This window comes from Citrobacter sp. RHBSTW-00986 (genome assembly GCF_013783065.1).
In the GTDB taxonomy this organism is placed as follows: Bacteria; Pseudomonadota; Gammaproteobacteria; order Enterobacterales; family Enterobacteriaceae; genus Citrobacter; species Citrobacter braakii.
On the sequence record NZ_CP056200.1, the window covers coordinates 1,783,568 to 1,809,846 of the forward strand.

Annotated in this window: 24 protein-coding genes; 17 read left to right on the forward strand and 7 right to left on the reverse strand. The window is 51.0% G+C overall.

The genetic code is table 11. The annotated features are described in order from the left end of the window. Nucleotides 1-9 precede the first annotated feature (9 nt). Nucleotides 10-1,449: a multidrug resistance outer membrane protein MdtQ gene (gene mdtQ, locus HV345_RS08690; RefSeq protein WP_181636499.1), complete on the forward strand. Its 1,440-nt coding sequence runs from the start codon at nt 10-12 to the stop codon at nt 1,447-1,449. A 24-nt stretch (nt 1,450-1,473) separates the two neighbouring features. Here the strand turns inward: mdtQ and HV345_RS08695 are convergent, their stop codons facing one another. Further along, nucleotides 1,474-2,046 (reverse strand): DedA family protein, encoded by a 573-nt coding sequence (locus HV345_RS08695; protein ID WP_016153701.1) that lies wholly within the window; start codon nt 2,044-2,046, stop codon nt 1,474-1,476. 164 nt (nt 2,047-2,210) lie between these two features. Here HV345_RS08695 and HV345_RS08700 point away from each other — a divergent pair, with 164 nt between their 5' ends. Next, nucleotides 2,211-2,798, forward strand: coding sequence for a Yip1 family protein (locus HV345_RS08700; protein WP_094761991.1), 588 nt, complete (start codon nt 2,211-2,213; stop codon nt 2,796-2,798). A 180-nt stretch (nt 2,799-2,978) separates the two neighbouring features. After that, nucleotides 2,979-3,926, forward strand: coding sequence for a D-alanyl-D-alanine endopeptidase (pbpG, locus tag HV345_RS08705; protein WP_016153699.1), 948 nt, complete (start codon nt 2,979-2,981; stop codon nt 3,924-3,926). Between the two features lie 100 nt (nt 3,927-4,026). Here pbpG and dld read toward each other — a convergent pair whose 3' ends face one another. After that, nucleotides 4,027-5,736, reverse strand: coding sequence for a D-lactate dehydrogenase (gene dld, locus HV345_RS08710; RefSeq protein ID WP_016153698.1), 1,710 nt, complete (start codon nt 5,734-5,736; stop codon nt 4,027-4,029). Nucleotides 5,737-5,968: 232 nt separating this feature from the next. Here dld and bglX point away from each other — a divergent pair, with 232 nt between their 5' ends. From bglX to HV345_RS08735, 5 genes are all read left to right on the forward strand, one after another. Then, nucleotides 5,969-8,266, forward strand: coding sequence for a beta-glucosidase BglX (gene bglX, locus HV345_RS08715; protein WP_016153697.1), 2,298 nt, complete (start codon nt 5,969-5,971; stop codon nt 8,264-8,266). 218 nt (nt 8,267-8,484) lie between these two features. Next, the gene (locus HV345_RS08720) at nt 8,485-9,402 is read left to right on the forward strand and encodes an ABC transporter substrate-binding protein (RefSeq protein WP_065554087.1); all 918 of its coding nucleotides are present in this window, start codon (nt 8,485-8,487) and stop codon (nt 9,400-9,402) included. A 15-nt stretch (nt 9,403-9,417) separates the two neighbouring features. Then, complete coding sequence (locus HV345_RS08725; RefSeq protein ID WP_047502418.1) at nt 9,418-10,584, forward strand: ABC transporter permease; 1,167 nt, start codon at nt 9,418-9,420, stop codon at nt 10,582-10,584. Continuing rightward, nucleotides 10,577-11,524: an ABC transporter ATP-binding protein gene (locus HV345_RS08730; protein ID WP_016153694.1), complete on the forward strand. Its 948-nt coding sequence runs from the start codon at nt 10,577-10,579 to the stop codon at nt 11,522-11,524. Before HV345_RS08725 ends, HV345_RS08730 begins: the two co-directional genes overlap by 8 nt. Beyond that, the gene (locus HV345_RS08735; protein ID WP_181636500.1) at nt 11,508-12,239 is read left to right on the forward strand and encodes an ABC transporter permease; all 732 of its coding nucleotides are present in this window, start codon (nt 11,508-11,510) and stop codon (nt 12,237-12,239) included. The genes HV345_RS08730 and HV345_RS08735 overlap by 17 nt, the downstream gene beginning before the upstream one ends. On the opposite strand, the gene HV345_RS08740 is transcribed toward HV345_RS08735, so the two are convergent. Then, a complete protein-coding gene (locus HV345_RS08740) occupies nt 12,220-12,327 on the reverse strand; it encodes a protein YohO (protein ID WP_003027354.1) in 108 nt (35 codons plus the stop codon). The genes HV345_RS08735 and HV345_RS08740 overlap by 20 nt on opposite strands. Before the next feature lie 74 nt (nt 12,328-12,401). Continuing rightward, entirely contained in the window at nt 12,402-13,133 is a 732-nt protein-coding gene (gene mlrA, locus HV345_RS08745; RefSeq protein ID WP_019077212.1) for an HTH-type transcriptional regulator MlrA, read from the reverse strand. Between the two features lie 225 nt (nt 13,134-13,358). Between mlrA and HV345_RS08750 the strand changes: the two genes are divergently transcribed. From HV345_RS08750 to HV345_RS08760, 3 genes are read left to right on the forward strand one after another with little or no spacing between them, the layout of a single operon-like run. Next, on the forward strand, nt 13,359-15,044 hold the full coding sequence (locus HV345_RS08750; RefSeq protein ID WP_181636501.1) for a sensor histidine kinase: 1,686 nt from the start codon (nt 13,359-13,361) through the stop codon (nt 15,042-15,044). Continuing rightward, a complete protein-coding gene (gene btsR / locus HV345_RS08755; RefSeq protein WP_016153690.1) occupies nt 15,041-15,760 on the forward strand; it encodes a two-component system response regulator BtsR in 720 nt (239 codons plus the stop codon). Before HV345_RS08750 ends, btsR begins: the two co-directional genes overlap by 4 nt. Before the next feature lie 46 nt (nt 15,761-15,806). Then, complete coding sequence (locus tag HV345_RS08760; protein WP_016153689.1) at nt 15,807-16,277, forward strand: DUF1456 family protein; 471 nt, start codon at nt 15,807-15,809, stop codon at nt 16,275-16,277. A gap of 42 nt (nt 16,278-16,319) precedes the next feature. Here HV345_RS08760 and HV345_RS08765 read toward each other — a convergent pair whose 3' ends face one another. Together HV345_RS08765 and metG are read right to left on the reverse strand one after the other, a co-directional pair. Beyond that, nucleotides 16,320-16,778, reverse strand: coding sequence for a YehR family lipoprotein (locus HV345_RS08765; RefSeq protein ID WP_016156964.1), 459 nt, complete (start codon nt 16,776-16,778; stop codon nt 16,320-16,322). Between the two features lie 207 nt (nt 16,779-16,985). Beyond that, the gene (gene metG, locus HV345_RS08770; RefSeq protein WP_016156963.1) at nt 16,986-19,019 is read right to left on the reverse strand and encodes a methionine--tRNA ligase; all 2,034 of its coding nucleotides are present in this window, start codon (nt 19,017-19,019) and stop codon (nt 16,986-16,988) included. A 164-nt stretch (nt 19,020-19,183) separates the two neighbouring features. On the opposite strand from metG, the gene apbC reads away from it, so the two are divergent. From apbC to HV345_RS08800, 6 genes are all read left to right on the forward strand, one after another. Continuing rightward, complete coding sequence (gene apbC / locus HV345_RS08775; RefSeq protein ID WP_016153686.1) at nt 19,184-20,293, forward strand: iron-sulfur cluster carrier protein ApbC; 1,110 nt, start codon at nt 19,184-19,186, stop codon at nt 20,291-20,293. A gap of 264 nt (nt 20,294-20,557) precedes the next feature. Then, on the forward strand, nt 20,558-20,839 hold the full coding sequence (locus HV345_RS08780) for a DUF2574 family protein (RefSeq protein WP_181635340.1): 282 nt from the start codon (nt 20,558-20,560) through the stop codon (nt 20,837-20,839). Between the two features lie 272 nt (nt 20,840-21,111). Then, entirely contained in the window at nt 21,112-21,651 is a 540-nt protein-coding gene (gene yehD, locus HV345_RS08785) for a fimbrial protein YehD (RefSeq protein WP_181636502.1), read from the forward strand. A 63-nt stretch (nt 21,652-21,714) separates the two neighbouring features. Beyond that, nucleotides 21,715-22,395 carry a fimbrial assembly chaperone gene (locus tag HV345_RS08790; protein WP_181636503.1) on the forward strand — a complete coding sequence of 227 codons (681 nt, stop codon included), beginning with the start codon at nt 21,715-21,717 and terminating at the stop codon, nt 22,393-22,395. A 13-nt stretch (nt 22,396-22,408) separates the two neighbouring features. Next, nucleotides 22,409-24,895 carry a fimbrial biogenesis outer membrane usher protein gene (locus HV345_RS08795; protein ID WP_181636504.1) on the forward strand — a complete coding sequence of 829 codons (2,487 nt, stop codon included), beginning with the start codon at nt 22,409-22,411 and terminating at the stop codon, nt 24,893-24,895. An 11-nt stretch (nt 24,896-24,906) separates the two neighbouring features. Beyond that, nucleotides 24,907-25,890 carry a fimbrial protein gene (locus HV345_RS08800; RefSeq protein WP_181636505.1) on the forward strand — a complete coding sequence of 328 codons (984 nt, stop codon included), beginning with the start codon at nt 24,907-24,909 and terminating at the stop codon, nt 25,888-25,890. Between the two features lie 53 nt (nt 25,891-25,943). On the opposite strand, the gene HV345_RS08805 is transcribed toward HV345_RS08800, so the two are convergent. After that, entirely contained in the window at nt 25,944-26,276 is a 333-nt protein-coding gene (locus HV345_RS08805) for an RcnB family protein (RefSeq protein WP_019077205.1), read from the reverse strand. Nucleotides 26,277-26,279: the final 3 nt, after the last annotated feature.

Below are 26,279 nucleotides of genomic sequence, written 5' to 3' on the forward strand. Positions count from 1 at the left end.
TGTCTCTCCATGAATCGTAATTCTGCTTTTGTCACGACGGCATTGTTGCCGCTTTTTATTTTGATGTCAGGTTGCGCGCCGATGCATGATGACCGCCAGTCTCTGTCACAGCAGACCCCCGCTGCGAATGTCGATACCACATTGCCTGCGGCGTTAAAAAATGGCTGGCCGGACAGCCAATGGTGGAAGGCATACCATGACCCCCAGCTTAATGCGCTGATTGACAGCACGTTACGAAACTCTCCTGATATGCAGGTCGCGGAACAGCGCATTCAACTGGCGGAGGCGCAGGCTAAGGCTGTGGAGGCGCAGGATGGCCCGGAGATCGATTTCTCTGCAGATGTGGAGCGTCAGAGAATGTCAGCCGAAGGGCTGATGGGTCCGTTTGCCATTACCGATCCGGCCGCCGGGACGACCGGGCCGTGGTACACCAACGGCACCTTGGGTTTAACTGCTGGCTGGAATCTGGATCTGTGGGGTAAAAATCGGGCCGAAGTGACGGCACGTATTGGGGCCGTTAAGGCGCGTGAAGCCGAGCGCGAGCAAACGCGACAGGTGCTGGCGAGTGGTGTGGCTCGTCTTTACTGGGAATGGCAAACGCAGGCCGGGCTGAAAACCGTGTTGACGCAAATCGAAACCGAGCAGCAGAACGTCATTAACGTCGATCGTCAACTGTATCAAAATGGTCTTACTTCTTCGGTGGAAGGCGTTGAAACCGATATCGATTCCAGCAAAACAGAGCAGCAGCTGAACGATGTCAGCGGTAAAATGAAGGTGATTGAAGCGCGGTTGAGCGCGCTGACCAACTCGCAGTCCACAGCCCTGAAACTCCATTCGACCCCGCTGCCCGCGGTGGAAAGCCAGCTCCCGTCCCAGCTAGGTTATTCGCTGCTGGCCCGCCGACCGGATTTGCAGGCGGCGCACTGGTACATTGAGTCATCGCTGAGCAGCATTGATGCGGCGAAAGCGGCGTTTTATCCCGATGTAAATCTGATGGCATTTTTACAACAGGATGCGTTACATCTGAGCGACTTGTTTCGCCATTCCGCGCAGCAAATGGGCGTAACGGCCGGGCTGACGCTGCCTATCTTTGATAGCGGCAGGCTGAACGCGAATCTCGACATTACTCAAGCGCAAAGCAACCTGACGGTGGCGAATTACAACAAAGCCGTGGTGGATGCGGTGAATGACGTGGCGCGTGCAGCATCGCAGGTAGAAACACTGGCGCAGAAGAATCAGCATCAGCAGCAGATTGAGCATGATGCACTGCGCGTAGTGGCTCTGGCGCAGGCGCGCTTCAATGCCGGAATTATTGCGGGCTCCCGGGTCAGTGAGGCAAAGATCCCGGCATTACGTGAACAGTGCAACGCTCTGCTTTTACAAGGGCAATGGCTGGATGCCTCAATCCAGTTGAACCGCGCGCTGGGGGGCGGCTACCACGCTTCGTAACGCACCCGCCCGGTAGACATCGCGCTACCGGGCCGTACTTTTGCTGCTGCGTTTTTTTAACCACCACCGAACGCCAGGCACCAGCACAATCACCAGAGCCAGCCATATCCAGTGCTTAATATGCTGGTCGAGATTGTGTAGCCACGGCGCAATGACTTCTCCCCCCACGTAACCCAGAGTGGTAAATATCAGCGCCCACGCCAGCGCCCCCAGAATATTCAACGGCAGGAAAATTTTAGGCGGCAAATGGCTTGCGCCAATCAGCAACGGGCCGATCACGCGAAAACCATACATAAAACGGGTGCCAATCACGAACAGATAAGGACGGCGCTGGATCATTTTCTGCGCCCGGCGGATTTTGTCGCGATGTTTTGAGAAACGACGCAAAATTTTTCCACCGTAACGACGCCCAAGCAGATACAGCAATTGATCGCCAATCATCCCGCCCAGGGCCACAGAGATAACCACCAGAGGAAATTTAAGTAATCCCTGATGTGCCGCCACGCCGCCCAGCAGGGTAATGGTTTCACCTTCGGCCAAACTGCCAATGACCAATGCGGCGTAACCGTAATGTGCAATAAGACTGTTTATATCCATATGTCCGGATGACCTCCCGACGTTAAGCATACACCCTGTGAATCATCGTGGGGTTTAAAAGCGCTGAATTAGCGGTTCGTCATTTTTGTTGCTGTACAAAAATTAATCCAAAGCTGAATTATACTTGAACTGTTGAGGTCCGGAGCTGACAAGAAGGGGGCGGTATGAACCATGTCTGGGGGCTGTTTTCCCATCCCGATCGTGAAATGCATGTGATCAACAGCGAAAACGAAAGCGTTTCGCATCACTATACCCACCATGTACTGCTGATGGCGGCAATCCCGGTTATTTGTGCGTTCATCGGTACCACACAAATCGGCTGGGATTTTGGCGATGGCAATATCCTGAAATTATCCCTGTTGACTGGATTTGCAATGGCGATTCTGTTTTACGGGGTGATGCTGGCAGGCGTTGCCGTCATGGGCCGGGTTATCTGGTGGATGGCGCGTAACTACCCGCAGCGTCCGTCGCTGGCACATTGTATGGTCTTTGCCGGATATGTCGCGACGCCGCTGTTTTTAAGCGGGCTGGTCGCACTTTATCCGCTGGTCTGGCTGTGCGCATTAGTCGGGACTCTCGCGCTGTTTTACACCGGCTATTTACTTTATCTCGGCATTCCAACGTTCCTGAATATCACTCGTGAGGAAGGGTTGAGTTTTTCCAGTTCGACGCTGGCGATCGGTGTGCTGGTACTGGAAGTTCTGCTGGCTATTACGGTGATCCTGTGGGGTTACGGCTATCGGTTATTCTGACGGATAAACCTGTCTACGCTGCGTTGTTGACGTAAAAGTCAGCAACGCAGCATTTCGAGACGATTCTCCTGTGGCAGCAAACCTGCCGGATCGCTATGATGCCTGAGCTAGCTTGAGATAATACTTAATCTCTGGCGGTGTGCGTTGTGACGTGCGTGAACCATTATCAGAAATCTCATCATGCTGAAATTCCGAGTTTCATTATTAAGCCTTGCCCTGGTGCTGGCCGTTCCTTTTGCACCCCAAGCCGTGGCGAAAACGGCAACTACCGCAGCGGCTTCTCAACCTGAGATAGCGTCCGGTAGCGCGATGATCGTTGATCTGAATACCAACAAAGTTATCTATTCGAACCACCCGGACCTTGTGCGTCCGATTGCGTCGATTACCAAATTAATGACGGCGATGGTGGTGCTTGATGCACGACTGCCGCTGAATGAAAAGCTGAAAGTCGATATTAGCCAGACGCCGGAGATGAAAGGCATTTACTCTCGCGTACGACTGAACAGCGAAATCAGCCGTAAAGACATGTTACTGCTGGCGCTGATGTCATCAGAAAACCGTGCGGCGGCGAGTCTGGCGCATCATTACCCGGGCGGATACAACGCGTTTATCAAAGCCATGAATGCCAAAGCGAAAGCGCTCGGCATGACTCAGACACGCTTTGTGGAACCCACTGGTTTGTCGATTCATAACGTCTCGACCGCCCGTGACTTAACCAAGCTGCTGATCGCCAGCAAACAGTATCCGCTGATCGGCCAGCTAAGTACCACGCGTGAAGATATGGCGACGTTTGCCAACCCTGCGTATACGCTGCCGTTTCGTAACACCAACCATCTGGTATACCGCGATAACTGGAATATTCAGTTAACGAAAACCGGGTTTACCAATGCGGCAGGCCACTGTCTGGTGATGCGCACGGTGATTAACAACAAACCGGTGGCGCTGGTGGTGATGGATGCCTTTGGTAAATATACTCACTTTGCCGATGCCAGCCGTTTACGTACCTGGATTGAAACGGGCAAGGTGATGCCGGTTCCGGCGGCGGCGCTGAGCTATAAAAAGCAAAAAGCTGCGCAGATGGCGGCGGCAGGTTCGGCGAAGGGCGAGCAAACCGCACAGAACGATTAAATAAGATGTCTTATCCGGCCTACGCATAGCGAATATAGCAGTAGGCCGGGCAAGCGAAGCGCCCCGGCAACATGCCCGGTAGCGCTTATCTTTTTCAGATTTACGATTCTTTCCAGAACTTCTGCTTACTCGTTTTCCCAATACCCGGATTCATACTGTTAGTGGGGTCATTCTCACGGTAAAAACGGGTCAAGGTTTCCGGCGCCTGATACAGATGCCCGACGTTATGCTCTGCCGGATACTGCGCCCCACGCTCGCGCAGGAGTTCCAGCATCTGCTCTTTTAGCGCATGCGCATCCACGCCCTTTTTCACGATGTAATCCTGATGGAAAACGTAACACATAAAGTGACCGTAATAGAGTTTGTGCACCAGTTGACTGTCGATCTCTGGAGGCAGATGCTCGTACCATTCGGTGTCGTTACGACGCAGCGCGATATCCAGCGCCAGAATATCTTCCACCTCATCCGCATGTACGGCCTGATAACGAATAGCCGCGCCAGCCGCCGCGAAGCGGTGCAAGAACGCCTTGCTGCCTTCTTCCGCCGTACAGGCAAAGAAGTCGCCTTCAGCGGTTTTGAAATACTCGCTTAGCCAGTTTTGGGCTTCAGCCACGCCGCCACCGGCCATTTTTAACAGCAGGTGATGCTCGTACTTATCGCGCCAGCTTTTCATGCGCGCCGGTAAGTGGCTGGGGAACAAATGACCAAATTTCTGCATTGCCCGGTCGGTGAAGTGAGGACGGAAAATTTTCACTTTTTCCAGCATCGCATCGGTGCGGCCTTTCAGGGTGAAGAAGAACGGCATTTTGTCGGTGCCGAGCTTGTCGATCATCAGAAACGTATCTTTGCCGTATTGCTCAGCGATGTCGTAAATATCGCGGTGCATATATTCACCGGCGACCGGCAGATGCTCGAATTTTGCCAGAATATGACGGCGGATCTCCGTCAGCACCTCTGGCTGGTTGGTGCCGATGTAAAAGACCTGCTGGTTTTTTTCGGCTTCGAAGGTGTCCAGACGCACGGCAAAGACCGCGAGCTTGCCTGCACAACCGGACGATTCAAACAAGCGATCCGGGTCGGCGTTATAGCGTGCGGGCGTGTCTGCGTCGATATCTCTGACACGGGTAACGTAGTCGTGATCGTGCGCGTGACGCCCGTCGTGGCGAACATCGTCATCTCTAATACGCTCGTCATCCAGTTTGCTCAGGATCTGCTCCGGGGTCTGGCCCAGCTCAATACCCAGATGGTTAACCAGCTGTAATTTCCCCTGTTCGTCAATACGCGCAAACAGCGACATCTCCGTGTAGGCCGGACCGCGCTGTACCAGCGAGCCGCCGGAGTTGTTGCAAATGCCACCGATAACCGAAGCGCCAATACAGGAAGATCCGATTACCGAATGCGGTTCACGGCCAAACGGTTTGAGCGCTTTTTCCAGCGAATAGAGCGTGGTTCCTGGATAGGCCAGCACCTGTTCACCTTTGCCGATGACGTGCAGCTTATCAAGACGCAGGGTGCTGATAATGACAATCTCGCGGTCGTAATCATTACCGCTCGGCGTAGATCCTTCGGTCAGGCCGGTGTTAGCGGCCTGCATCAGGATAATTTTATCCGCGGCGACGCAGGCGCTCAAAACGCGCCACAGTTCTAAAAGCGACCCGGGGAACACGACGGCAAGCGCATCGCCCTGGCCGGAGCGGAATCCCTTGCGATAGCGGGCGGTTTTAGCAGGTTCTGTCAGCAGGTGTGAATGACCCACCAGACGGGTCAGTTCATTCAGGAAAGCTTTATTATCTGTTGTAATGGAAGACATTCTCCACTCCTTGTGGTGGGACTCAATATCAGGAACAAGCATAGCGCTTTGTATGACAATACGCTTTCTCATTCATATTGTCTCTGGTTCGTCTTTTACTGATTCGCGCTGGTTTCGAAAATTAGGAGAATAACCTTAGCTTTCTTTATCGCTCCCGTTTAGTCTTACGGCAAACTGCGGTTTTTGTTATATTTTCGCTGCCTCGTCGGGAAAAAATAAAGAGAGAATCAACATGAAATGGCTATGTTCTGTAGGTGTCGCGGTGAGTCTGGCATTGCAACCAGCGTTGGCGGACACTCTGTTTGGTAACCATCCACTGACGCCAGAGGCGCGGGATGCCTTCGTTACCGATTTACTCAAGCAGATGACCGTGGATGAGAAGATTGGGCAACTCCGTTTGATAAGCGTCGGGCCTGATAACCCGAAAGAAGCAATCCGCGAGATGATCAAAGACGGGCAAGTTGGGGCAATTTTTAACACCGTCACGCGCCAGGATATCCGCAAAATGCAGGATCAGGTGATGGATCTCAGCCGCCTGAAAATCCCTCTCTTTTTTGCCTACGACGTATTGCACGGTCAGCGTACCGTATTCCCGATAAGTCTCGGTCTGGCATCCTCCTTTAATCTCGATGCGGTCAGAACCGTTGGTCGGGTGTCTGCGTATGAAGCCGCCGATGATGGTCTGAATATGACCTGGGCGCCGATGGTCGATGTCTCGCGCGATCCGCGCTGGGGCCGCGCCTCGGAAGGGTTTGGCGAAGATACGTATTTGACCGCTACGATGGGCAAAACCATGGTGGAAGCGATGCAGGGTAAAAGCCCGGCCGATCGCTATTCGGTGATGACCAGCGTCAAGCACTATGCCGCCTATGGCGCGGTTGAAGGCGGCAAGGAATACAACACCGTCGATATGAGCCCGCAGCGTTTGTTCAACGACTATATGCCACCCTACAAAGCCGGACTGGACGCCGGTAGCGGTGCGGTGATGGTGGGGCTTAATTCGCTGAACGGCACGCCGGCGACTTCGGATGCATGGCTGTTAAAAGACGTCCTGCGCGATGAGTGGGGCTTTAAGGGCATTACCGTTTCCGATCATGGCGCGATTAAGGAACTGATTAAGCACGGCACTGCCGCCGATCCTGAAGATGCGGTGCGTGTGGCGATCAAGTCCGGCATCAACATGAGCATGAGCGATGAGTATTACAGCAAATACCTGCCGGGGTTGATTAAGTCAGGTAAGGTGACGATGGCGGAGCTGGACGACGCTGCGCGTCATGTGCTGAACGTGAAATATGATATGGGGCTGTTTAACGATCCGTACAGCCATCTGGGGGCCAAAGAATCTGACCCGCAGGACACCAACGCGGAAAGCCGTTTGCATCGTAAAGAGGCGCGTGAAGTGGCGCGTGAAAGCCTGGTGCTGCTGAAAAACCGTCTGGAAACATTGCCGCTGAAAAAATCCGCCACCGTAGCGGTTGTCGGTCCGCTGGCCGACAGCAAGCGTGATGTGATGGGCAGTTGGTCTGCTGCCGGGGTTGCCGATCAGTCAGTAACGGTGCTGACGGGGATTAAAAATGCCATCGGCGAGCAGGGCAAAGTGGTATACGCCAAAGGGGCGAACATCACCAACGACAAAGGCATTGTCGACTTCCTCAACCAGTATGAAGAGGCGGTGAAGGTTGACCCGCGTTCGCCGCAGGCGATGATTGATGAAGCCGTTAACGCCGCGAAGCAGTCTGACGTGGTGGTCGCGGTAGTTGGTGAAGCGCAGGGAATGGCGCATGAAGCCTCCAGCCGCACCGATATCACCATTCCGCAGAGTCAGCGTGACCTGATTACCGCGCTGAAAGCCACGGGTAAACCGCTGGTTCTGGTACTGATGAACGGTCGTCCGCTGGCGCTGGTTAAGGAAGATCAACAGGCCGATGCGATCCTCGAAACCTGGTTTGCCGGGACGGAAGGCGGTAACGCCATCGCCGATGTGCTATTTGGCGATTACAACCCGTCAGGCAAGTTGCCGATGTCTTTCCCGCGCTCTGTCGGACAGATCCCGGTTTATTACAGCCATCTCAATACCGGTCGCCCGTATAATGCCGATAAGCCGAATAAGTACACGTCGCGCTACTTTGACGAAGCGAACGGTCCGTTGTATCCCTTTGGCTATGGCCTGAGCTACACCACATTCACGGTTTCTGATGTGAAACTCTCTTCTCCGACGATGAAGCGTGACGGGACCGTGACGGCCAGCGTGCAGGTGACCAACACCGGCAAACGCGAAGGTGCGACGGTGATTCAGATGTATTTGCAGGATGTTACCGCTTCAATGAGTCGTCCGGTAAAACAGCTGAAAGGTTTTGAGAAGGTGAATCTTAAGCCGGGTGAAACCCAAACCGTTAGCTTCCCAATTGATGTTGAAGCGCTGAAATTCTGGAACCAGCGTATGCAATACGATGCCGAACCGGGCAAGTTCAACGTCTTTATCGGCGTGGATTCTGCCAGAGTGAAGCAGGGCGAATTTGAACTGCTGTAATTGATATCATGCCTGATAGCGTGACGCTTATCAGGCCTGCGAAATCGTACCATCCGGTAAACTCACTTTGGGTTTGCCGGATTTTTTTTATTGTATTATCGCCTTACCGCGAGTAACTCTCAGTGTTACTACCCAATTGCCAGGTTAAGGCTTGATTTTTCGACTATGCTTTTTCCTCAAGTCTCTGAAAAGGGCCGTAAAAGAATGAGGAGTGCAGCATGATAATTTCAAAAGTTTGGGTGGGTTCGCTGGCGTTATTAGCCGCGATCAGCTTGCCCTTACAGGCCGCGTCACCCGTCACGGTCGGTTCAAAAATAGATACCGAAGGGGCGCTGCTCGGCAACATTATTTTGCAGGTGCTCGAAAGTCACGGCGTGAAAACCGTTAATAAAGTACAGCTGGGTACCACTCCGGTGGTGCGTGGGGCAATCACCTCTGGTGAACTGGATATTTATCCGGAATATACCGGCAATGGCGCATTCTTTTTTAAAGATGAGAATGATCCTGCGTGGAAAAATGCGCAGGCCGGTTATGACAAAGTGAAAAAGCTGGACGCAGAGCAAAATAAGCTGATCTGGCTAACGCCTGCGCCCGCCAACAACACCTGGACCATTGCGGTTCGCCAGGATATCGCACAAAAGAATAAGCTTGAGTCCCTTGCCGATTTAGGCCGTTACCTGAAAGACGGGGGGACGTTCAAACTTGCCGCCTCTGCGGAATTTATCGAACGGGCTGACGCGCTGCCTGCTTTTGAAAAAGCCTATGATTTCAAACTGAATCAGAATCAGCTGTTGTCGCTGGCGGGGGGGGATACCGCGGTGACGATTAAAGCGGCGGCGCAGCAGACCTCAGGGGTCAATGCAGCGATGGCCTACGGTACCGACGGTCCGGTTGCGGCGCTTGGTCTGCAAACATTAAGCGATCCGCAAGGCGTACAGCCCATTTATGCGCCAGCGCCCGTTGTGCGTGAATCAGTGCTGCAGGACTACCCGCAAATGGCAGAATGGCTACAACCGGTATTTGCCAGCCTGGATGAAAAAACGCTGCAACGGCTGAATGCCAGTATCGCCGTGGAGGGGCTGGATGCGAAAAAAGTCGCAGCAGACTACCTGAAGCAAAAAGGATGGGTGAAGTAACGGAGTTTGCAGCAGGTGGGTGTTTTGTCGAATATTTCAGTAAATCGGGTGCTGTTGCTGCTGGTGTTTCTTACCATCGCGGCGGCAGCGCTTCCTTTCATCAGCTATGCTCCCAATCGCCTGGTTTCCGGTGAAGGTCGTCAAATCTGGGATATCCAACCCGACATGGCGTGGGGATTAGCGGCGGCCTGTGTGCTGCTGTTTCTTCTGTGCTTTGTACCGGGAAAATCCGGCAATATATTGACGCTTATCGTTAGCCAACTGTTGGTGATTGCAGCGCTGGTCATCGCCGGCACAACGGCAACGTATTTGGCCCAGACGGGTAGTCCGCTGGCCAGAACCAGCCTGGGCAGCGGGTTCTGGTTAGGGCTGGGATTGATGCTGCTGGCAGCCAGTGACGCCATTCGTCGCATCACCGAACGGGCGTCGTGGCGTTGGTTATTGCACGCACAAATATTCATTTTGCCGCTGGTGTTACTGCTCTCCGGTACGTTTAACGATCTTTCTCTGCTTAAAGAATATGCCAATCGCCAGGATGTCTTTAACGACGCGCTGGCGCAGCATCTGACGATTCTGTTCGCTACCGTGGTGCCCGCGCTGCTCATTGGCGTGCCGCTGGGCGTCTGGTGTACTTTTTCTGTCTCCCGTCAGGGGCCGGTATTCGCGGTACTGAACATCATCCAGACTATTCCCTCCGTCGCGCTGTTTGGCCTGTTAATTGCGCCGCTTGCCGGACTGGTGAAGCACTTTCCCTTGCTGGGTTCGCTTGGCGTAGCGGGAACCGGTCTGACGCCTGCGCTTATTGCGTTGGTGCTGTATGCGCTCTTACCGCTGGTTCGCGGCGTAGTGGCTGGGTTGAATCAGGTTCCACGCGATGTACTTGAAAGCGCCCGGGCGATGGGGATGAGCGCGCGTCAGCGGTTTATCTCGGTGCAGTTTCCACTGGCGCTGCCGGTCTTCTTGCGCAGTTTGCGAGTGGTGATGGTCCAGACGGTGGGAATGGCGGTGATAGCCGCGCTGATTGGTGCAGGGGGATTTGGCGCGCTGGTCTTTCAGGGATTGCTCAGTAGCGCCGTTGATTTAGTGCTGTTGGGCGTGATCCCGGTCGTTGTGCTGGCTGTGTTGATTGATGCGCTGTTTGATTTAGGGATCGCGCTGCTAAAGGTATCGAATAATGATTGAATTTCGCCATGTCAGTAAAACCTATGGCCAGCAAAAAGCCGTCGATGACCTGAACCTGCAGTTAGGAGAGGGCAGCTTTTCGGTATTAATTGGCACGTCAGGTTCGGGCAAGTCTACCACGCTAAAGATGATCAACCGGCTGGTTGAACATGACAGCGGGCAGATCCGTTTCGCCGGGGAGGAGATCCGCAGCCTGCCGGTGCTGGAGTTACGACGGCGCATGGGGTACGCGATTCAGTCTATTGGTTTGTTTCCCCACTGGACCGTCGCGCAGAATATTGCCACCGTACCGCAGCTGCAAAAGTGGTCACGTTCACGTATTGATGACCGAACAGATGAACTAATGGCGCTGCTGGGCCTTGAGGCGAGTTTACGCCACCGTTATCCGCATCAGCTTTCCGGTGGACAACAGCAGCGGGTTGGAGTTGCGCGTGCGTTGGCCGCAGATCCGCAGGTGCTACTGATGGATGAGCCTTTTGGCGCGCTGGACCCGGTCACCCGCGGCGCGCTGCAGCAGGAGATGACGCGTATCCATCGTTTATTGGGACGTACCATTGTGCTGGTGACGCATGATATCGACGAGGCGCTGAGACTGGCGGAGCATCTGATTTTGATGGATGCGGGAAAAGTTGTGAAGCAAGGCACGCCGCTGTCGATGCTCACTGCGCCAGCGAATGATTTCGTGCAAACTTTTTTTGGCCGCAGTGAACTGGGCGTAAGGCTGTTGTCGCTGCGTACGGTAGGGGATTTTATCCGTCGCGGTGAACACTCAGACGGCGAGCCGCTGGTGGATGAGATGACGCTACGTGATGCATTGTCGGTGTTCGTGGCGCGTGGCTGCGATGTTTTGCCGGTCGTGACGCCGCAGGGGTTGCCCTGCGGGACGCTTCATTTTCGCGATTTGCTTTCGGAGACGCCGACCCGTGAAACGTCTTGCTGATCCATTGCTATGGCTTGTTGCGCTGTTTCTGATCCTGTTGGTTGGGTTGCCTCACAGTCAGGCCCTGTTTAGTTCGCTATTTCCGGCGCTGCCGCGTCCCGTGTATCAGCAGGAAAGTTTTACGGCGCTGGCGTTGAGTCATTTTGCGTTGGTGGGGATTTCAAGCCTTATTGCCGTCATCATTGGCACTGGAGCGGGAATAGCGGTAACCCGGCCCTGGGGCGCGGAATTCAGGCCGATGGTGGAAACGATTGCCGCCGTGGGGCAGACATTTCCTCCGGTCGCCGTGCTGGCGATCGCCGTACCGGTGATGGGGTTTGGGCTTGAACCCGCGATTATCGCACTGATTTTGTATGGCGTGTTACCAATCTTGCAGGCAACTCTGGCAGGACTCGGTGGAATTTCTCCCAGCGCGATGGATATTGCCAGCGGAATGGGCATGAGTCAGGGCCAGCGGCTGCGGAAAGTGGAGTTGCCGCTGGCGGCACCGGTTATTCTGGCGGGAATTCGCACGTCGGTGATTATTAATATTGGCACCGCTACGATAGCCTCAACCGTCGGGGCGAACACGCTGGGCACGCCGATTATCATCGGACTGAGCGGGTTCAATACCGCCTATGTGATTCAGGGGGCGCTGCTGGTCGCGCTGGCTGCGGTGATAGTTGACCGCGGGTTTGAGCGATTAGCGAGCCACCTTACCCGGCACGTAAAATGAATGTGTAGCCTGCCAGCATGACGCCGCCGATACCGCCGATGGCCATCAGCAGGAAGAGGGTAATGACACCGATTTTAGCTGCGCTCATTATGCACTCCTTATGTGAATCTAAGGATTGTACACGTTTGTTAACAGAATATTAAGAGCCGATCCTGGTTGGCTTTAAATACCGAGCGAATAAATATCGTGACCTAACGCGCGCCATTCGTTCAGTTGTTGTTGCTGAGCAGGCGTTTGGCTTTCGCCGCACCAGACCAGTAAGGTTCGCCCTTCAAACAGCTCTGGTCGCAATTGGTTTAGCGAGTGGGCGAGGACGTCAACGCGCCATCCCTGCTGGCTGGCTACCCAACCCTCCAGCCATAAGCGGGTGGTATCATGAATGTTCCAGCCGACAACCAGGGCATCTTTCCCCTGTTTCTTGCGCGCCGAGGCCAGACAAATCGCGATGTAGTTGATGAGGACACCGTCGAGGATCCCCAGTAACGCCTGCAGGATCGGCTGCTGACATTGCAGGCGACGGCGTAACGGAATGAACAAATGGGTGTTGAGCGTTTGTGCGGGATAATCCTGACCGCGCTCTTTGATCCACATCCTGAGGCTATGCAGATTATTACTTTGCAAATAGCTCAACAGCGTCTCTTGCTGTTCGCGCCAGCCGTTATGCACATCAATGTTCTCATTACTGAGCAACATTTTTACCTTACTGACCTGAACGCCGTTATTTATCCAGCGTTTTATCTCACGGATCCGATCGATATCCGCGTCGTTAAACAGGCGATGCCCGCCGTCTGTTCGCTGCGGTTTCAGTAATCCATAACGCCTCTGCCACGCGCGTAAAGTGACAGGGTTGATATCACAAAGCAAAGCCACTTCACCTATTGTGTAAAGCGCCATCGTCGTCTCACTTATGCTCGCGAGGTCCCAGTTTTACTTTAGACGCTCTTTTGCGAACCAGGTAGTTTTGTCTGTTTTTTGATCAACAAATGGGTGAATTTGTAGTCATGCTCGCGCTTTCGAGTGATCGTTCTCACAAATTCCTTTTTTTTTGCAACACTTCAAAGAAAGTTACGCGCAGCCCATGTATGTTACGCGCTTTTAAGTGATGTGTGGTTGGCAGGTATGTACGAGTTTAATCTGGTGTTGCTGCTGCTTCAGCAGATGTGTGTGTTTCTCGTTATCGCGTGGCTCATGAGCAAAACGCGTTTGTTTATCCCGCTGATGCAGGTCACGATCCGGCTCCCGCACAAGCTGCTTTGCTACGTTACCTTTTCCATTTTCTGCATTTTGGGCACCTATTTCGGGCTGCACATTGATGATTCTATTGCTAATACCCGTGCTATCGGCGCGGTGATGGGCGGGCTGCTTGGCGGGCCGGTGGTCGGCGGTTTGGTCGGTCTAACCGGTGGCTTACATCGCTATTCAATGGGCGGAATGACGGCGCTCAGTTGCATGATTTCGACCATTGTGGAAGGTTTGCTCGGCGGGCTGGTGCACAGCGTGCTCACCCGTCGTGGCCGTACCGATAAAGTCTTTAGCCCACTGACCGCGGGTGCCATTACTTTTGTCGCCGAACTGGTGCAGATGCTGATCATCTTGTTAATCGCCCGGCCGTTTGACGATGCGTTTCGGCTGGTCAGTAATATCGCCGCGCCGATGATGGTGACGAATACCGTGGGTGCAGCCTTATTTATGCGTATTTTGCTCGATAAACGGGCGATGTTTGAAAAATATACCTCTGCTTTTTCCGCCACTGCGCTCAAAGTTGCCGCCTCAACGGAGGGTATTTTGCGCCAGGGGTTTAACGAGGTTAACAGCATGAAGGTCGCTCAGGTGCTGTATGAAGAGCTGGATATCGGTGCTGTGGCAATTACCGACCGCGAGAAGCTGCTGGCATTTACCGGCATTGGTGACGATCACCATCTACCCGGAAAACCTATTTCGTCGTCGTACACCCAACGGGCGATAGAAACCGGAGAGGTGGTGTATGCCGATGGGAATGAAGTCCCTTACCGCTGCTCTTTGCACCCGCAATGCAAATTAGGCTCGACGCTGGTGATCCCTTTGCGGGGGGAAAACCAGCGGGTGATGGGGACCATCAAACTGTATGAAGCCAAAAACCGCCTCTTTAGCTCGATCAACCGCACGCTGGGGGAAGGGATCGCCCAGTTGCTTTCGGCGCAGATTCTGGCCGGGCAGTATGAGCGGCAAAAAGCGATGCTCACGCAGTCGGAAATCAAACTCCTGCATGCACAGGTGAACCCCCATTTTTTGTTTAATGCGCTCAACACCATCAAAGCCGTGATCCGATGTGATAGCGAGCAGGCCAGCCAACTGGTGCAGTATCTGTCGACGTTCTTTCGCAAAAACTTAAAACGTCCGTCGGAGATTGTGACGCTGGCTGATGAAATTGAGCACGTTAATGCCTATCTGCAAATTGAAAAGGCGCGATTTCAGTCGCGCCTGCAGGTGACTTTGACGGTGCCAGATGCGCTTTCGTATCAGCAATTACCTGCCTTTACCCTACAACCTATTGTGGAGAATGCCATTAAGCACGGTACCTCTCAGCTACTGGATACCGGCGAAGTGTCGATTACCGCCCGCCGTGAAGGGCAGTATCTGATGCTGGATATTGAAGATAACGCCGGGTTGTATCAGCCAACGTCTGAGGCCAGCGGATTGGGTATGAATCTGGTTGATAAACGACTGCGCGAGCGGTTTGGCGACGATTTTGGCATCAGCGTAGCGTGTGAACCTGACCGCTTTACCCGAATCACTTTACGACTTCCTCTGGAGGAACTGGCATGATCAAAGTGCTGATTGTCGATGACGAACCGTTAGCGCGGGAGAATCTGCGGATCCTGTTGCAGGCGCAAAGCGACATCGAGATCGTCGGCGAATGTTCGAATGCGGTGGAAGCCATCGGCGCGGTACATAAACTGCGTCCGGATGTCCTGTTCCTTGATATTCAGATGCCACGTATCAGCGGTCTGGAAATGGTTGGCATGCTTGATCCTGAGCATCGTCCGTATATTGTTTTCCTTACTGCCTTTGATGAATATGCGGTGAAAGCTTTTGAAGAACACGCGTTTGATTATCTTCTCAAACCGATTGAAGAGGCGCGACTGGAAAAAACGCTGAGCCGTTTGCGTCAGGAGCGCACGAAGCAGGATGTATCGCTACTGCCGGAGAATCAGCAGGCGCTGAAGTTTATTCCGTGCAGCGGCCACAGCCGAATCTATCTGCTGCAAATGGATGACGTGGCGTTTATCAGCAGCCGCATGAGTGGCGTGTACGTGACCAGCAGCGATGGTAAAGAAGGTTTCACCGAACTGACGCTCAGAACGCTGGAAAGCCGTACACCTTTGCTGCGCTGCCATCGGCAGTATCTGGTGAATATGGCGCAATTGCGGGAGATCCGTCTGGAAGAAAACGGTCAGGCCGAACTGATTTTACGCAACGGGCTGACAGTTCCGGTAAGTCGCCGTTATCTTAAAAGTCTAAAAGAGGCGATTGGACTGTAAAACTGATACACTGCGCGCCATTGCATCACCGACAGTTGAAGGCTCTATGCTAAGTAACGATATTCTTCGTAGCCTGCGCTACACCCTGAAAGCGAACAATAACGACATGGTGCGTATTCTTGCGCTTGCTGACATGGAATCCACCTCCGCAGGTTTTGATACCTGGATGACAAAAGAAGATGAAGCCGGGTTTATTCGCTGCCCGGATATCATTCTCTCCGGATTTTTAAACGGTCTGATTTATCATCTGCGTGGAAAAGACGATTCTGCGCCGGAACTGGCGCTTGAGCGTCGTGTTAACAACAATACGGTGCTGAAAAAGCTGCGTATCGCCTTTTCGCTGAAAACCGATGATATTCTGGCCATTATGACCGAGCAGAAGTTTCGTGTGTCGATGCCGGAAATTACCGCCATGATGCGCGCGCCGGACCATAAGAACTATCGCGAATGCGGCGATCAGTTTCTGCGTTATTTCCTGCGGGGTTTGACGTCGCGAGTGCACAAAACGAAAGCGTAAAACGACGCTGGCGACCACGATGAATATCGGGTCGCCAGGATGTTATTTCACTTCTTTAAAACCCGCCGATTCCATTACCGTTTGCATTTGCTTCATGCTGATATTTTTATCGGCTTTCTCAGAAAGCTTCATCCCGGAAATTGCCTGCAACGCTTTTATATCGACTTTTTCCATATCGATAGTGACATTTTCCTGCGCGTAGGTATCTGTATAGGTGAGCTTTTCTTCTACGCCTGCAATATTTTGATATTTGGCGCTTAACGCATCGAATACTTTTGCGGCTTCCTCTTTATTGCTGGCGCCGACAGACGCATAGCTGATTTTACTTTCGGAGCTTTGTTTCAGAACTTTGTCACCTTTATAGGTGTAAGAGACGGTGATATCCGAACCGTTAAGATTGGCATTGAATGTTTTCGTCTCTTCTTTATCACCACAACCCGCCAGAGAAAAAACCACAACCGATGCCACGGCGAGAGAAACTAATTTTTGTAACGCTGTCATGTAAAACTCCATTTTATGAATATCGAATGCTAAATAATAACGCCAATGAATATGAGGGCCGGGCGGCCTTAATAGCAGAGCAGTATAGAATAAATCTAATAGCGATGGCTAAGCAGTCCGAAAATGGAGTGGGGGAGTGTGTTTAAGATTAAAGGTAAATCACTCAGCAAAAAAAGCGCTGCAGTTGCAGCGCTCGAGATGTCTGATTTATTTCACCTGTTGGCCAGGTTTTGCGCCTTCGTCCGGGCTTAACAGGAAGATATCTTTCCCGCCAGGACCTGCCGCCATGACCATCCCTTCAGAAATGCCGAAGCGCATCTTACGAGGTGCCAGGTTAGCAACCATAATTGTCTGACGTCCAACCAGGGTCTGCGGATCCGGATAGGCAGAACGAATACCAGAGAAGACGTTACGCTTCTCGCCACCGAGATCCAGCGTCAGACGCAGCAGTTTGTCAGAACCTTCCACAAACTCGGCGTTTTCAATCAATGCCACGCGCAGGTCAACTTTGGCGAAATCGTCAAAGGTAATGGTTTCCTGAATCGGGTCATCCGCCAGCGGGCCGGTTACCGGTGCGGCAGCGGCCTTCACTTCTTCTTTCGACGCTTCCACCAGCGCTTCAACTTGTTTCATGTCGATGCGATTGTAGAGCGCCTTAAAGGTGTTGACCTTGTGACCGAGCAGCGGTTGCTTAATGGCATCCCAGCTCAGCTCGCTGTTCAGGAAAGCTTCTACACGTTCAGCAAGCGTTGGCAGAACCGGTTTCAGGTAAGTCATCAGGACGCGGAACAGGTTGATACCCATGGAGCAGATCGCTTGCAGGTCGGCATCGCGGCCTTCCTGTTTAGCAACGACCCACGGAGCCTGTTCGTCAACGTAGCGGTTTGCCACATCGGCCAGCGCCATGATTTCACGGATAGCTTTACCAAATTCACGGCTTTCCCATGCTTCGCCAATCACCGCAGCAGCGTCAGTGAAGGTTTTATACAACGCCGGGTCGGCCAGTTCAGCAGCCAGTACGCCGTCAAAACGCTTGCTGATAAAGCCTGCGTTACGTGATGCCAGGTTGACTACTTTGTTGACGATATCGGCGTTTACACGCTGAACGAAGTCTTCCAGGTTCAGGTCGATGTCATCAATGCGTGAAGAAAGCTTCGCTGTGTAGTAGTAACGCAGGCTGTCGGCGTCAAAGTGCTTCAGCCAGGTGCTGGCCTTAATGAAGGTACCGCGAGATTTGGACATCTTCGCACCGTTTACCGTCACATAACCGTGTACAAACAGGTTGGTCGGCTTACGGAAGTTGCTGCCTTCCAGCATCGCTGGCCAGAACAGGCTATGGAAGTAGACGATGTCTTTACCGATGAAGTGATACAGCTCGGCGTCGGAATCTTTCTTCCAATACTCATCAAAACTGGTCGTGTCGCCGCGCTTATCGCACAGGTTTTTGAACGAACCCATATAGCCAATTGGTGCGTCCAGCCAGACGTAGAAGTACTTGCCTGGCGCATCCGGGATTTCAAAACCGAAGTATGGGGCATCGCGGGAAATATCCCACTGCTGCAGGCCGGATTCGAACCATTCCTGCATTTTGTTGGCGACCTGCTCCTGCAACGCGCCGCTGCGTGTCCAGGCCTGCAGCATCTCGCTGAATGACGGCAGGTCAAAGAAGAAGTGTTCGGAGTCGCGCATTACCGGCGTCGCGCCAGAAACGACGGATTTCGGCTCGATAAGTTCGGTCGGGCTGTAGGTTGCGCCGCAGACTTCACAGTTATCGCCATACTGATCCGGAGATTTACATTTCGGGCAGGTGCCTTTAACGAAACGGTCCGGCAGGAACATGCCTTTTTCCGGATCGTAAAGCTGGGAGATAGTACGGTTCTTAATAAAACCGTTCTCCTTCAGGCGCGTATAAATCAGCTCAGACAGCTCACGGTTCTCTTCGCTGTGCGTAGAGTGGTAGTTGTCATAGCTGATGTCAAAACCCGCAAAATCAGTCTGATGCTCCTGACTCATTTCACCGATCATCTGCTCTGGCGTGATCCCAAGCTGCTGTGCTTTCAGCATGATTGGCGTACCGTGTGCGTCGTCCGCGCAGATGAAGTTAACCTGGTGGCCGCGCATTCGCTGGTAACGGACCCAGACATCAGCCTGGATGTGCTCCAGCATATGGCCGAGGTGGATAGAGCCGTTGGCGTACGGCAGCGCGCACGTTACCAGAATTTTCTTCGCGACTTGAGTCATAGTGGGCAATTACTTCTTTTGTAGTGAAAAGGGCTTTGATAGTACCAAAATGGTAATTACTGCGCCAAGCGATAAGGGCATTTATCCGTAAATGAATAATTGTTGCGGTTGGAGTAAACTACCTGGTGACTATTGTATTTTCAGAACAACAAAAAGGAGTCGGGATGAACGCACAATCCCAGGCCAAATCACCAGAGACCCTGCGCGCGATGGTTGCCGGGACGCTGGCGAATTTTCAGCATTCAACCCTGAAGCATAATCTGACGACGCTTAAAGCGTTGCATCACGTCGCCTGGATGGATGACACGTTGCACGTTGAGCTGGTCATGCCGTTTGTCTGGCAGAGCGCGTTTGAGGACTTAAAAGAGCAATGTAGCGCCGATCTGCTGCGTATTACTGGTGCGAAAGCGATCGACTGGAAACTGTCGCATAACATTGCGACGCTGAAACGCGTGAAAAACCAGCCGGGCATTAATGGTGTAAAAAACATCATCGCCGTCAGTTCGGGTAAAGGTGGCGTGGGTAAATCCTCTACTGCCGTGAACCTGGCGCTGGCGCTGGCTGCGGAAGGGGCGAAGGTAGGGATACTGGACGCCGATATTTATGGCCCGTCAATCCCGACGATGCTCGGTGCGGAAAACCAGCGTCCAACCTCTCCAGACGGTACCCATATGGCGCCGATCATGTCTCACGGCCTGGCGACAAACTCTATTGGTTATCTGGTTACTGACGATAATGCGATGGTGTGGCGTGGCCCGATGGCCAGCAAAGCCCTGCTGCAGATGCTGCAAGAAACCTTATGGCCGGATCTTGATTACCTGGTACTGGATATGCCGCCGGGTACGGGTGATATCCAGTTGACGCTGGCGCAAAACATTCCGGTCACGGGTGCTGTTGTGGTGACCACTCCGCAGGACATCGCGCTGATCGATGCGAAAAAAGGCATCGTGATGTTCGAAAAAGTCGAAGTGCCAGTGCTGGGTATTGTTGAGAATATGAGTATGCATATTTGCAGCAACTGCGGTCATCACGAGCCAATCTTCGGCACCGGTGGCGCGCAGAAACTGGCTGAGCAGTATCACACCCAACTGCTGGGACAGATGCCGCTGCATATTTCTCTGCGTGAAGACCTGGATCGTGGTACGCCGACGGTCATCAGCCGCCCTGACAGCGAATTTACCGCCATTTACCGCGACCTGGCAGGACGTGTCGCTGCCCAGCTCTACTGGCAAGGGGAAGTGATCCCGGGTGAAATTGCTTTCCGCGCGGTGTAATTAATAGCGTTAAAAAGATTCACCGTATCAATAATGAATTGATGCGGTGAATATATTGGATGAAAAACCTCACTCAATTATTTATCCGGACTGTATAATTCATGTCTTTTTCTGAATAAACACCCTCAATGCATCATTTAAATTGATCAAATTGGTCGAATTAATCTACAATCTCAATTAGTCTTAGCGAGGCAGTTAATCCATAATCTACTGGAAAGACGGCTTGTGTGCTGTTTCCCAACCGATACAGGAATAATGAACGTAATGAAAAAAAATTTATTCTTGGGAGTTATTACTTTGGCTTATGGAATGAGCGCTTCTGCTTTCGCCACAGATACTGCCACCCTGAATATCAATGGTCGGGTAACTGAACCCACCTGTAGCACTGATGTTGTAAATAACGAAGTGCAGCAACGCTGTGGCAATGCCATTTCCTTTTCAAACGTCAGAGCGGGTGTTTCCAATCCAACAAAAGGTGCGGTAACTGAAATTGTTACTATCACCGGTGACGCTACACGACAAATTGTGATGACGCGTTACGATTAAACGTCTTTTATCAGCCATGCATTATTATTGTGAATGATGCGTGGCTGAACATTTCTCTGAAGAATTCCATTCCGACAGTTAATCTCGTAAATTTATTAATTTAAAAGAATAAAAAAAACGACTGATTTGTTTCTATTATATTGCGCTTTGCAATTTGTTTTAAATCAATAAAACAACGCGTTTACATTGCGGTAACGTTTCTGGTGTGCGAATTTAATTTCACGGGTTAAGTCCTCTTAACCAATAGAAGTTAATTCATTAAGGAATATACGATGAAACGTTCAATTATTTCCGCTGCTGTTCTGTCCGCTGTAGTTATGAACGCTGGGGCTTTTGCTGCTGATTCTGATCAGGGTGAACTGATTATTACTGGTAAGGTAGTAGGGACCACCTGTAAATTTACAGGGGATACCACTGCGACCATTGGTATGAACCAAATTGGTGCTGACAGATTAAATGCCTTAAGTGCTGGTGGTGTTTATGAAGGATACTCAAATAAAACCATCGTGCCATTGACGGTTGAATGTACAGGAAGTAAAGCACCAAAAATTACTTTCTCCAGTTCTCAATTTGACAGCAATAATAAATATATTACACGAAATACCGCAGCAAATAATGGTGCTGGCTTCACCGTTTACTATGGTGATGATTTTACTAAACAGGTTAACCCCGTTACAGGTATTGAGTTAACTAAAACTGCGGACAATAAATATACTCTGAACTTTAGCGCACGCTACGCGAAAATTGGTTCTGCCGATGTCTCCGCTGGTGATGTGGCCTCTTCGCTGACGATGACTGTTGTTACTGATTAAGATGACTATCCTGTTTGTCGGCGGCTCCGGCCGCCGATTATTTCCGCAGTAAGGATAATTATAATGAAAAAAATACTCGTGTTTTTACTGGCCGGTACAGTAATGCCTGCGTGGGGCGGCATATACATTTACGGCACCCGTGTCATTTATCCGGCACAGAAAAAAGAAATTACCGTGCAATTAATGAATGAAGGCAGTCGCAGCTCGCTGGTTCAATCCTGGATAGATGACGGAGATACCAGTCTGTCACCCGAAAAAATCCACGTGCCATTTGTAATGAGCCCTCCGGTGGCAAAGGTCAGCGGAGGCTCTGGTCAACAACTGAAAATTAAGCAATTGGCAAATACGCTACCGGAAGATCGTGAAAGTCTTTTTTTCCTGAATGTGTTAGATATTCCTCCTAATTCTGCGGAATCAGAAGGCAAGAACATGATTAAATTTGCTATGCAGAATCGCATCAAATTTATATATCGCCCGCAGGGTATCGCCGGTGTAGATGAAAAAAGCTTTTCTCGCTTAAGCGTCAGAGATATCAGCGGTGGCATTAATATCAAAAATAATTCTGCCAACTGGATTACTATTCCTGAACTAGTGGGTAATTCAAAAATAAACAGCGAGACAGTATTACTTGCTCCGTGGTCAGATAAAAAGGTCATCACCACTGCTGTCGTTAATCATTACAAAGTTACTCTTATTGATGATCACGGAAACTACTTAAGTGAAAAAATAAAAACGGAAAGATAGTCAAGGATTGATTATGTCAAAGATAAATTCTATTACACTGTCAATCCTGTCGGTGTTGGCTGCTTCATCCGCATGGGCTGAAGAAGACACGTTTGATACCCACTTTATGATCGGTGGTTTGAATGGTGAGAAAATCTCTCGCTATCAAATTGATGGCGATAAGCCAATGCCCGGTATATATGAAATGGATGTTTATCTTAATAATAAGTGGCGTGGTCGGTACGATATTGATATTAAAGACGATCCCGAACTGACATGTCTGTCCTGGGCACAATTGCAGCAAATTGGTATTCGCACCGGGAACATTAAAACGGATAAACAAGAAGGCTGCGTGCCGCTGCGTGCAGCAGTGCAGGGCGGCAGTGTTAGTTATGACATTGGGGAGTTTATTCTAAATTTAAGCGTGCCTCAGGCGTATGTGGTTGAATATGAACCAGGATATATGCCGCCTGAAACCTGGGATCGCGGGGTGAACGCTTTTTATACCTCTTATTACGCCAGCCAGTATTACAGTAATTATAAACACGGTGGTGATGATAAAAGCAGCTATGTGAACCTGAATAGCGGGTTGAACCTGCTGGGGTGGCAGTTGCATTCAAGTGACAACTATACGAAAGGTAATGAGGGCAACGGCAAATGGAAGAGCAACACGTTATATGTGGAACGTGGTGTGCCGTCGATTCTTGGTACATTGCGCGCCGGTGACATGTATACCGGGGCAGATATTTTTGATGCCGTACGTTTTCGTGGTGTGCGTATCTGGCGCGATATGCAAATGTTACCAAACTCAAAACAGAATTTTACCCCTGTAGTTCGTGGGATTGCCCAGAGCAACGCCCTGGTAACCATCGAACAAAATGGTTTTGTTATTTACCAGAAAGAAGTGCCACCAGGCCCATTTGCTATTGATGATCTACAACTCGCTGGTGGCGGTTCGGATTTAGATGTCAGTGTGAAAGAGGCTAACGGTTCGATATCTCATTATCTGGTGCCTTTTTCATCTGTGCCAAATATGCTGCAATCTGGCGTATCGAAATATGATTTCGCTGCAGGGCGTAGCCATATTGAAGGGGCTGGCAATCAGTATGATTTCCTGCAAGGGAGTTATCAGTATGGTCTGAACAATCTGCTAACGGTCTATGGCGGTACAATGCTGTCGCAAAACTATTCTTCATTTGTGCTTGGGACTGGCTGGAATACCCCCATTGGCGCAGTATCGGTAGACGCCACGCGATCGCATAGCGAGCAGGATAATGGTGATGTTTTTGATGGTCAGAGCTATCAGGTTGCATGGAACAAATATGTCACGCAGACCGGTACGCAGTTTGCACTGGCAGCTTATCGTTACTCCTCGCGGGATTATCGTACCTTTAATGACTACGTGTGGGCGAATAATAAAAATAACTATAATCGCGATAAAAACGATGTTTATGACATTGCGGACTACTATCAAAACGACTTTGGCCGCAAGAACAGTTTTTCACTGAATATAAATCAAGCGTTACCCGAAAACTGGGGATCCCTGGCGGTTAGCGGCCTGTGGCGCGACTATTGGCAACGCAGTGGAAACGGCAAAGATTATCAGCTTAGCTACTCTAACGCCTGGCAGCGAGTTAGCTATACCGTTGCCGTGAGTCAAACGTACGATGAGGATAACCACGAGGATAAGCGTTTTAACCTGTATATCTCCATCCCGTTCTCGTGGGGGGACGGTATTTCCAATCCTCGACGCGATCTGTTCGTCTCTAATTCCACGACGTTTGATAATGACGGCTTTCAGTCGAATAACACCAGCTTAAGCGGGGTGACGGGTCATCGCGATCAATTCAGCTATGGTGCCAACCTCAGTCAGCAACGACAGGGGAACGAGACAACGGCGGGCGTTAGCATGGTCTGGCGCGCGCCAGTGGCGACTGTAGGCAGTAGTTACAGCCAATCGAATAAGTATCAACAGGCCAGCGGCAATATTCAGGGGGGGATCGTGGTGTGGTCTGAGGGCGTGGCTCTGACTCCCCGGCTTTCAGATACATTCGCCATTGTTAAAGCGCCTGGGTTACAGGGTGCGGCTGTGCAAGGGCATCGTTACCTAACGACCAACAGTAGGGGTTACGCGGTTTACGACAGTCTGACGCCGTACCGTGAAAATATGCTGATGCTGGATCTTTCCGACACTAATAGCGATGTGGCATTACTGGGCAATCGAAAAGGTACAGTACCCTATCGCGGTGCGGTCGTGATGACGGAGTTTGAAACCGATCGGCGCAAACCCTGGTACTTCCTGGCCGAGCGTCCGGACGGCTCTCCGTTATCATTCGGTTATGAAGTGGAAGATGAAATCGGTAATAATATTGGTCTGGTGGGGCAGGGTAGCCGGTTATTTATTCGCACTAACGACATTCCCGCGTCGGTACATGTTGCAGTTAATAAACAGCAGGGACAGTTCTGTACAATTACCTTCGATAGGGTGATTGATGAGAATAAAGTCTATATTTGCCGATAAGGATGCAAGATATGAAAGGATACGTATTTTTGATATTTTTGCTGCTGTCATCCTTTGGTGCTGATGCCGGGTGTACATTTCAGACGAAAAATGGCGGGTTAACGACAATTAATCTGGATATGACATCTGGAACAGCAACAAATCAAATTAATCTCAGTTCCAGTGGCAACATAGTGTGTACAGCCAACAGTGATAGCTTATATTATACAACACCGCTCAAGGATTACATTGTTGCAATTCAGGGAGGCAGCGGCAAGAAGGTTTTAATTAATATCAATCTGACCAGCAATGATTTTCCAGTAAGTATTGGTAAGAAAACGGTTAGTGCCGGCGAAGCGCTGGATACCAAAAATTTCACCATCTCAGCAAGATATGTAAATTCAGGGACTATTAAGCAGACAGTATCCGGTGATGCGTTTAGTCTGAGCGACCCGGCAGTAAGTATTACCTCTGATAATTCTTGTACTTCAAACTGGTTAGCTTATCTTTATTGCTGGGTTACCGGACGTTTATCGAGTAATTCAGCTTTTACACAGAATTTAAGCTTTACAGTAACGCATAAACCCACCACCTGTCAGTTTTCATTACCCCGCTACGAAATTAAAATGCCAGATACCACATTGAATGAGATGCTCACAGTTAATAATACCAAATCGGGTTCTACAAATCTGGTATTGAATTGCGAAAGTATATATAACGTCACCACTAATCCCGTCACTTTTAAGGTGGTGCGCGGTGACTGGGATGAAAGCGGGAAAATACTAAAAAACACGATAGCGAATGGTGCCAAAGGGGTGGGGTTCCAGATATATAATGGCACCGCGACTTCTCCTCTAAAACAGGGGGATAATCTGATGAACAGAATGACCAAACTGGAAGCAATCAGTAATCAGTACACTTTCCCTATTACTGCGAAATATGTTCGCGTGACAGGGGAATCATTACTGCCTGGTGAAATACAAAGTAAAGTGATATTTGCAGTATCTTATGACTAATTGATTTGCGGGTATTTCACGTACTTTCTTGCTGAAAGTACGTGTTTTTTCTATTAACGATGATAAAAAATCTCGCCGTCGTAGGCTTTAATGATCTTACCGTCAGCATCGTTGATTAGGACGTACGCACCACCCATGTAGGTCCAGTGGGTACCGGCGGTAGGGGCTGGCAGGTTGCGTTGGTTCCATTGCTTAATCGCATATTCGTCAGTACGGTACAGCGGTGGGACCGTGTCACCAGGTTTAAAATGGGTAAAGTCGGCGATGAAACCGCTCAACTCATACTTATCAATTCCGGTGGGAGCAGCTGTTGCGGCCGGCGCGGCCCAGACGACGCTGCTTGCAAGCAGGAGTGCACCCAGCAACATTTTATTCTTCATACCCATCCT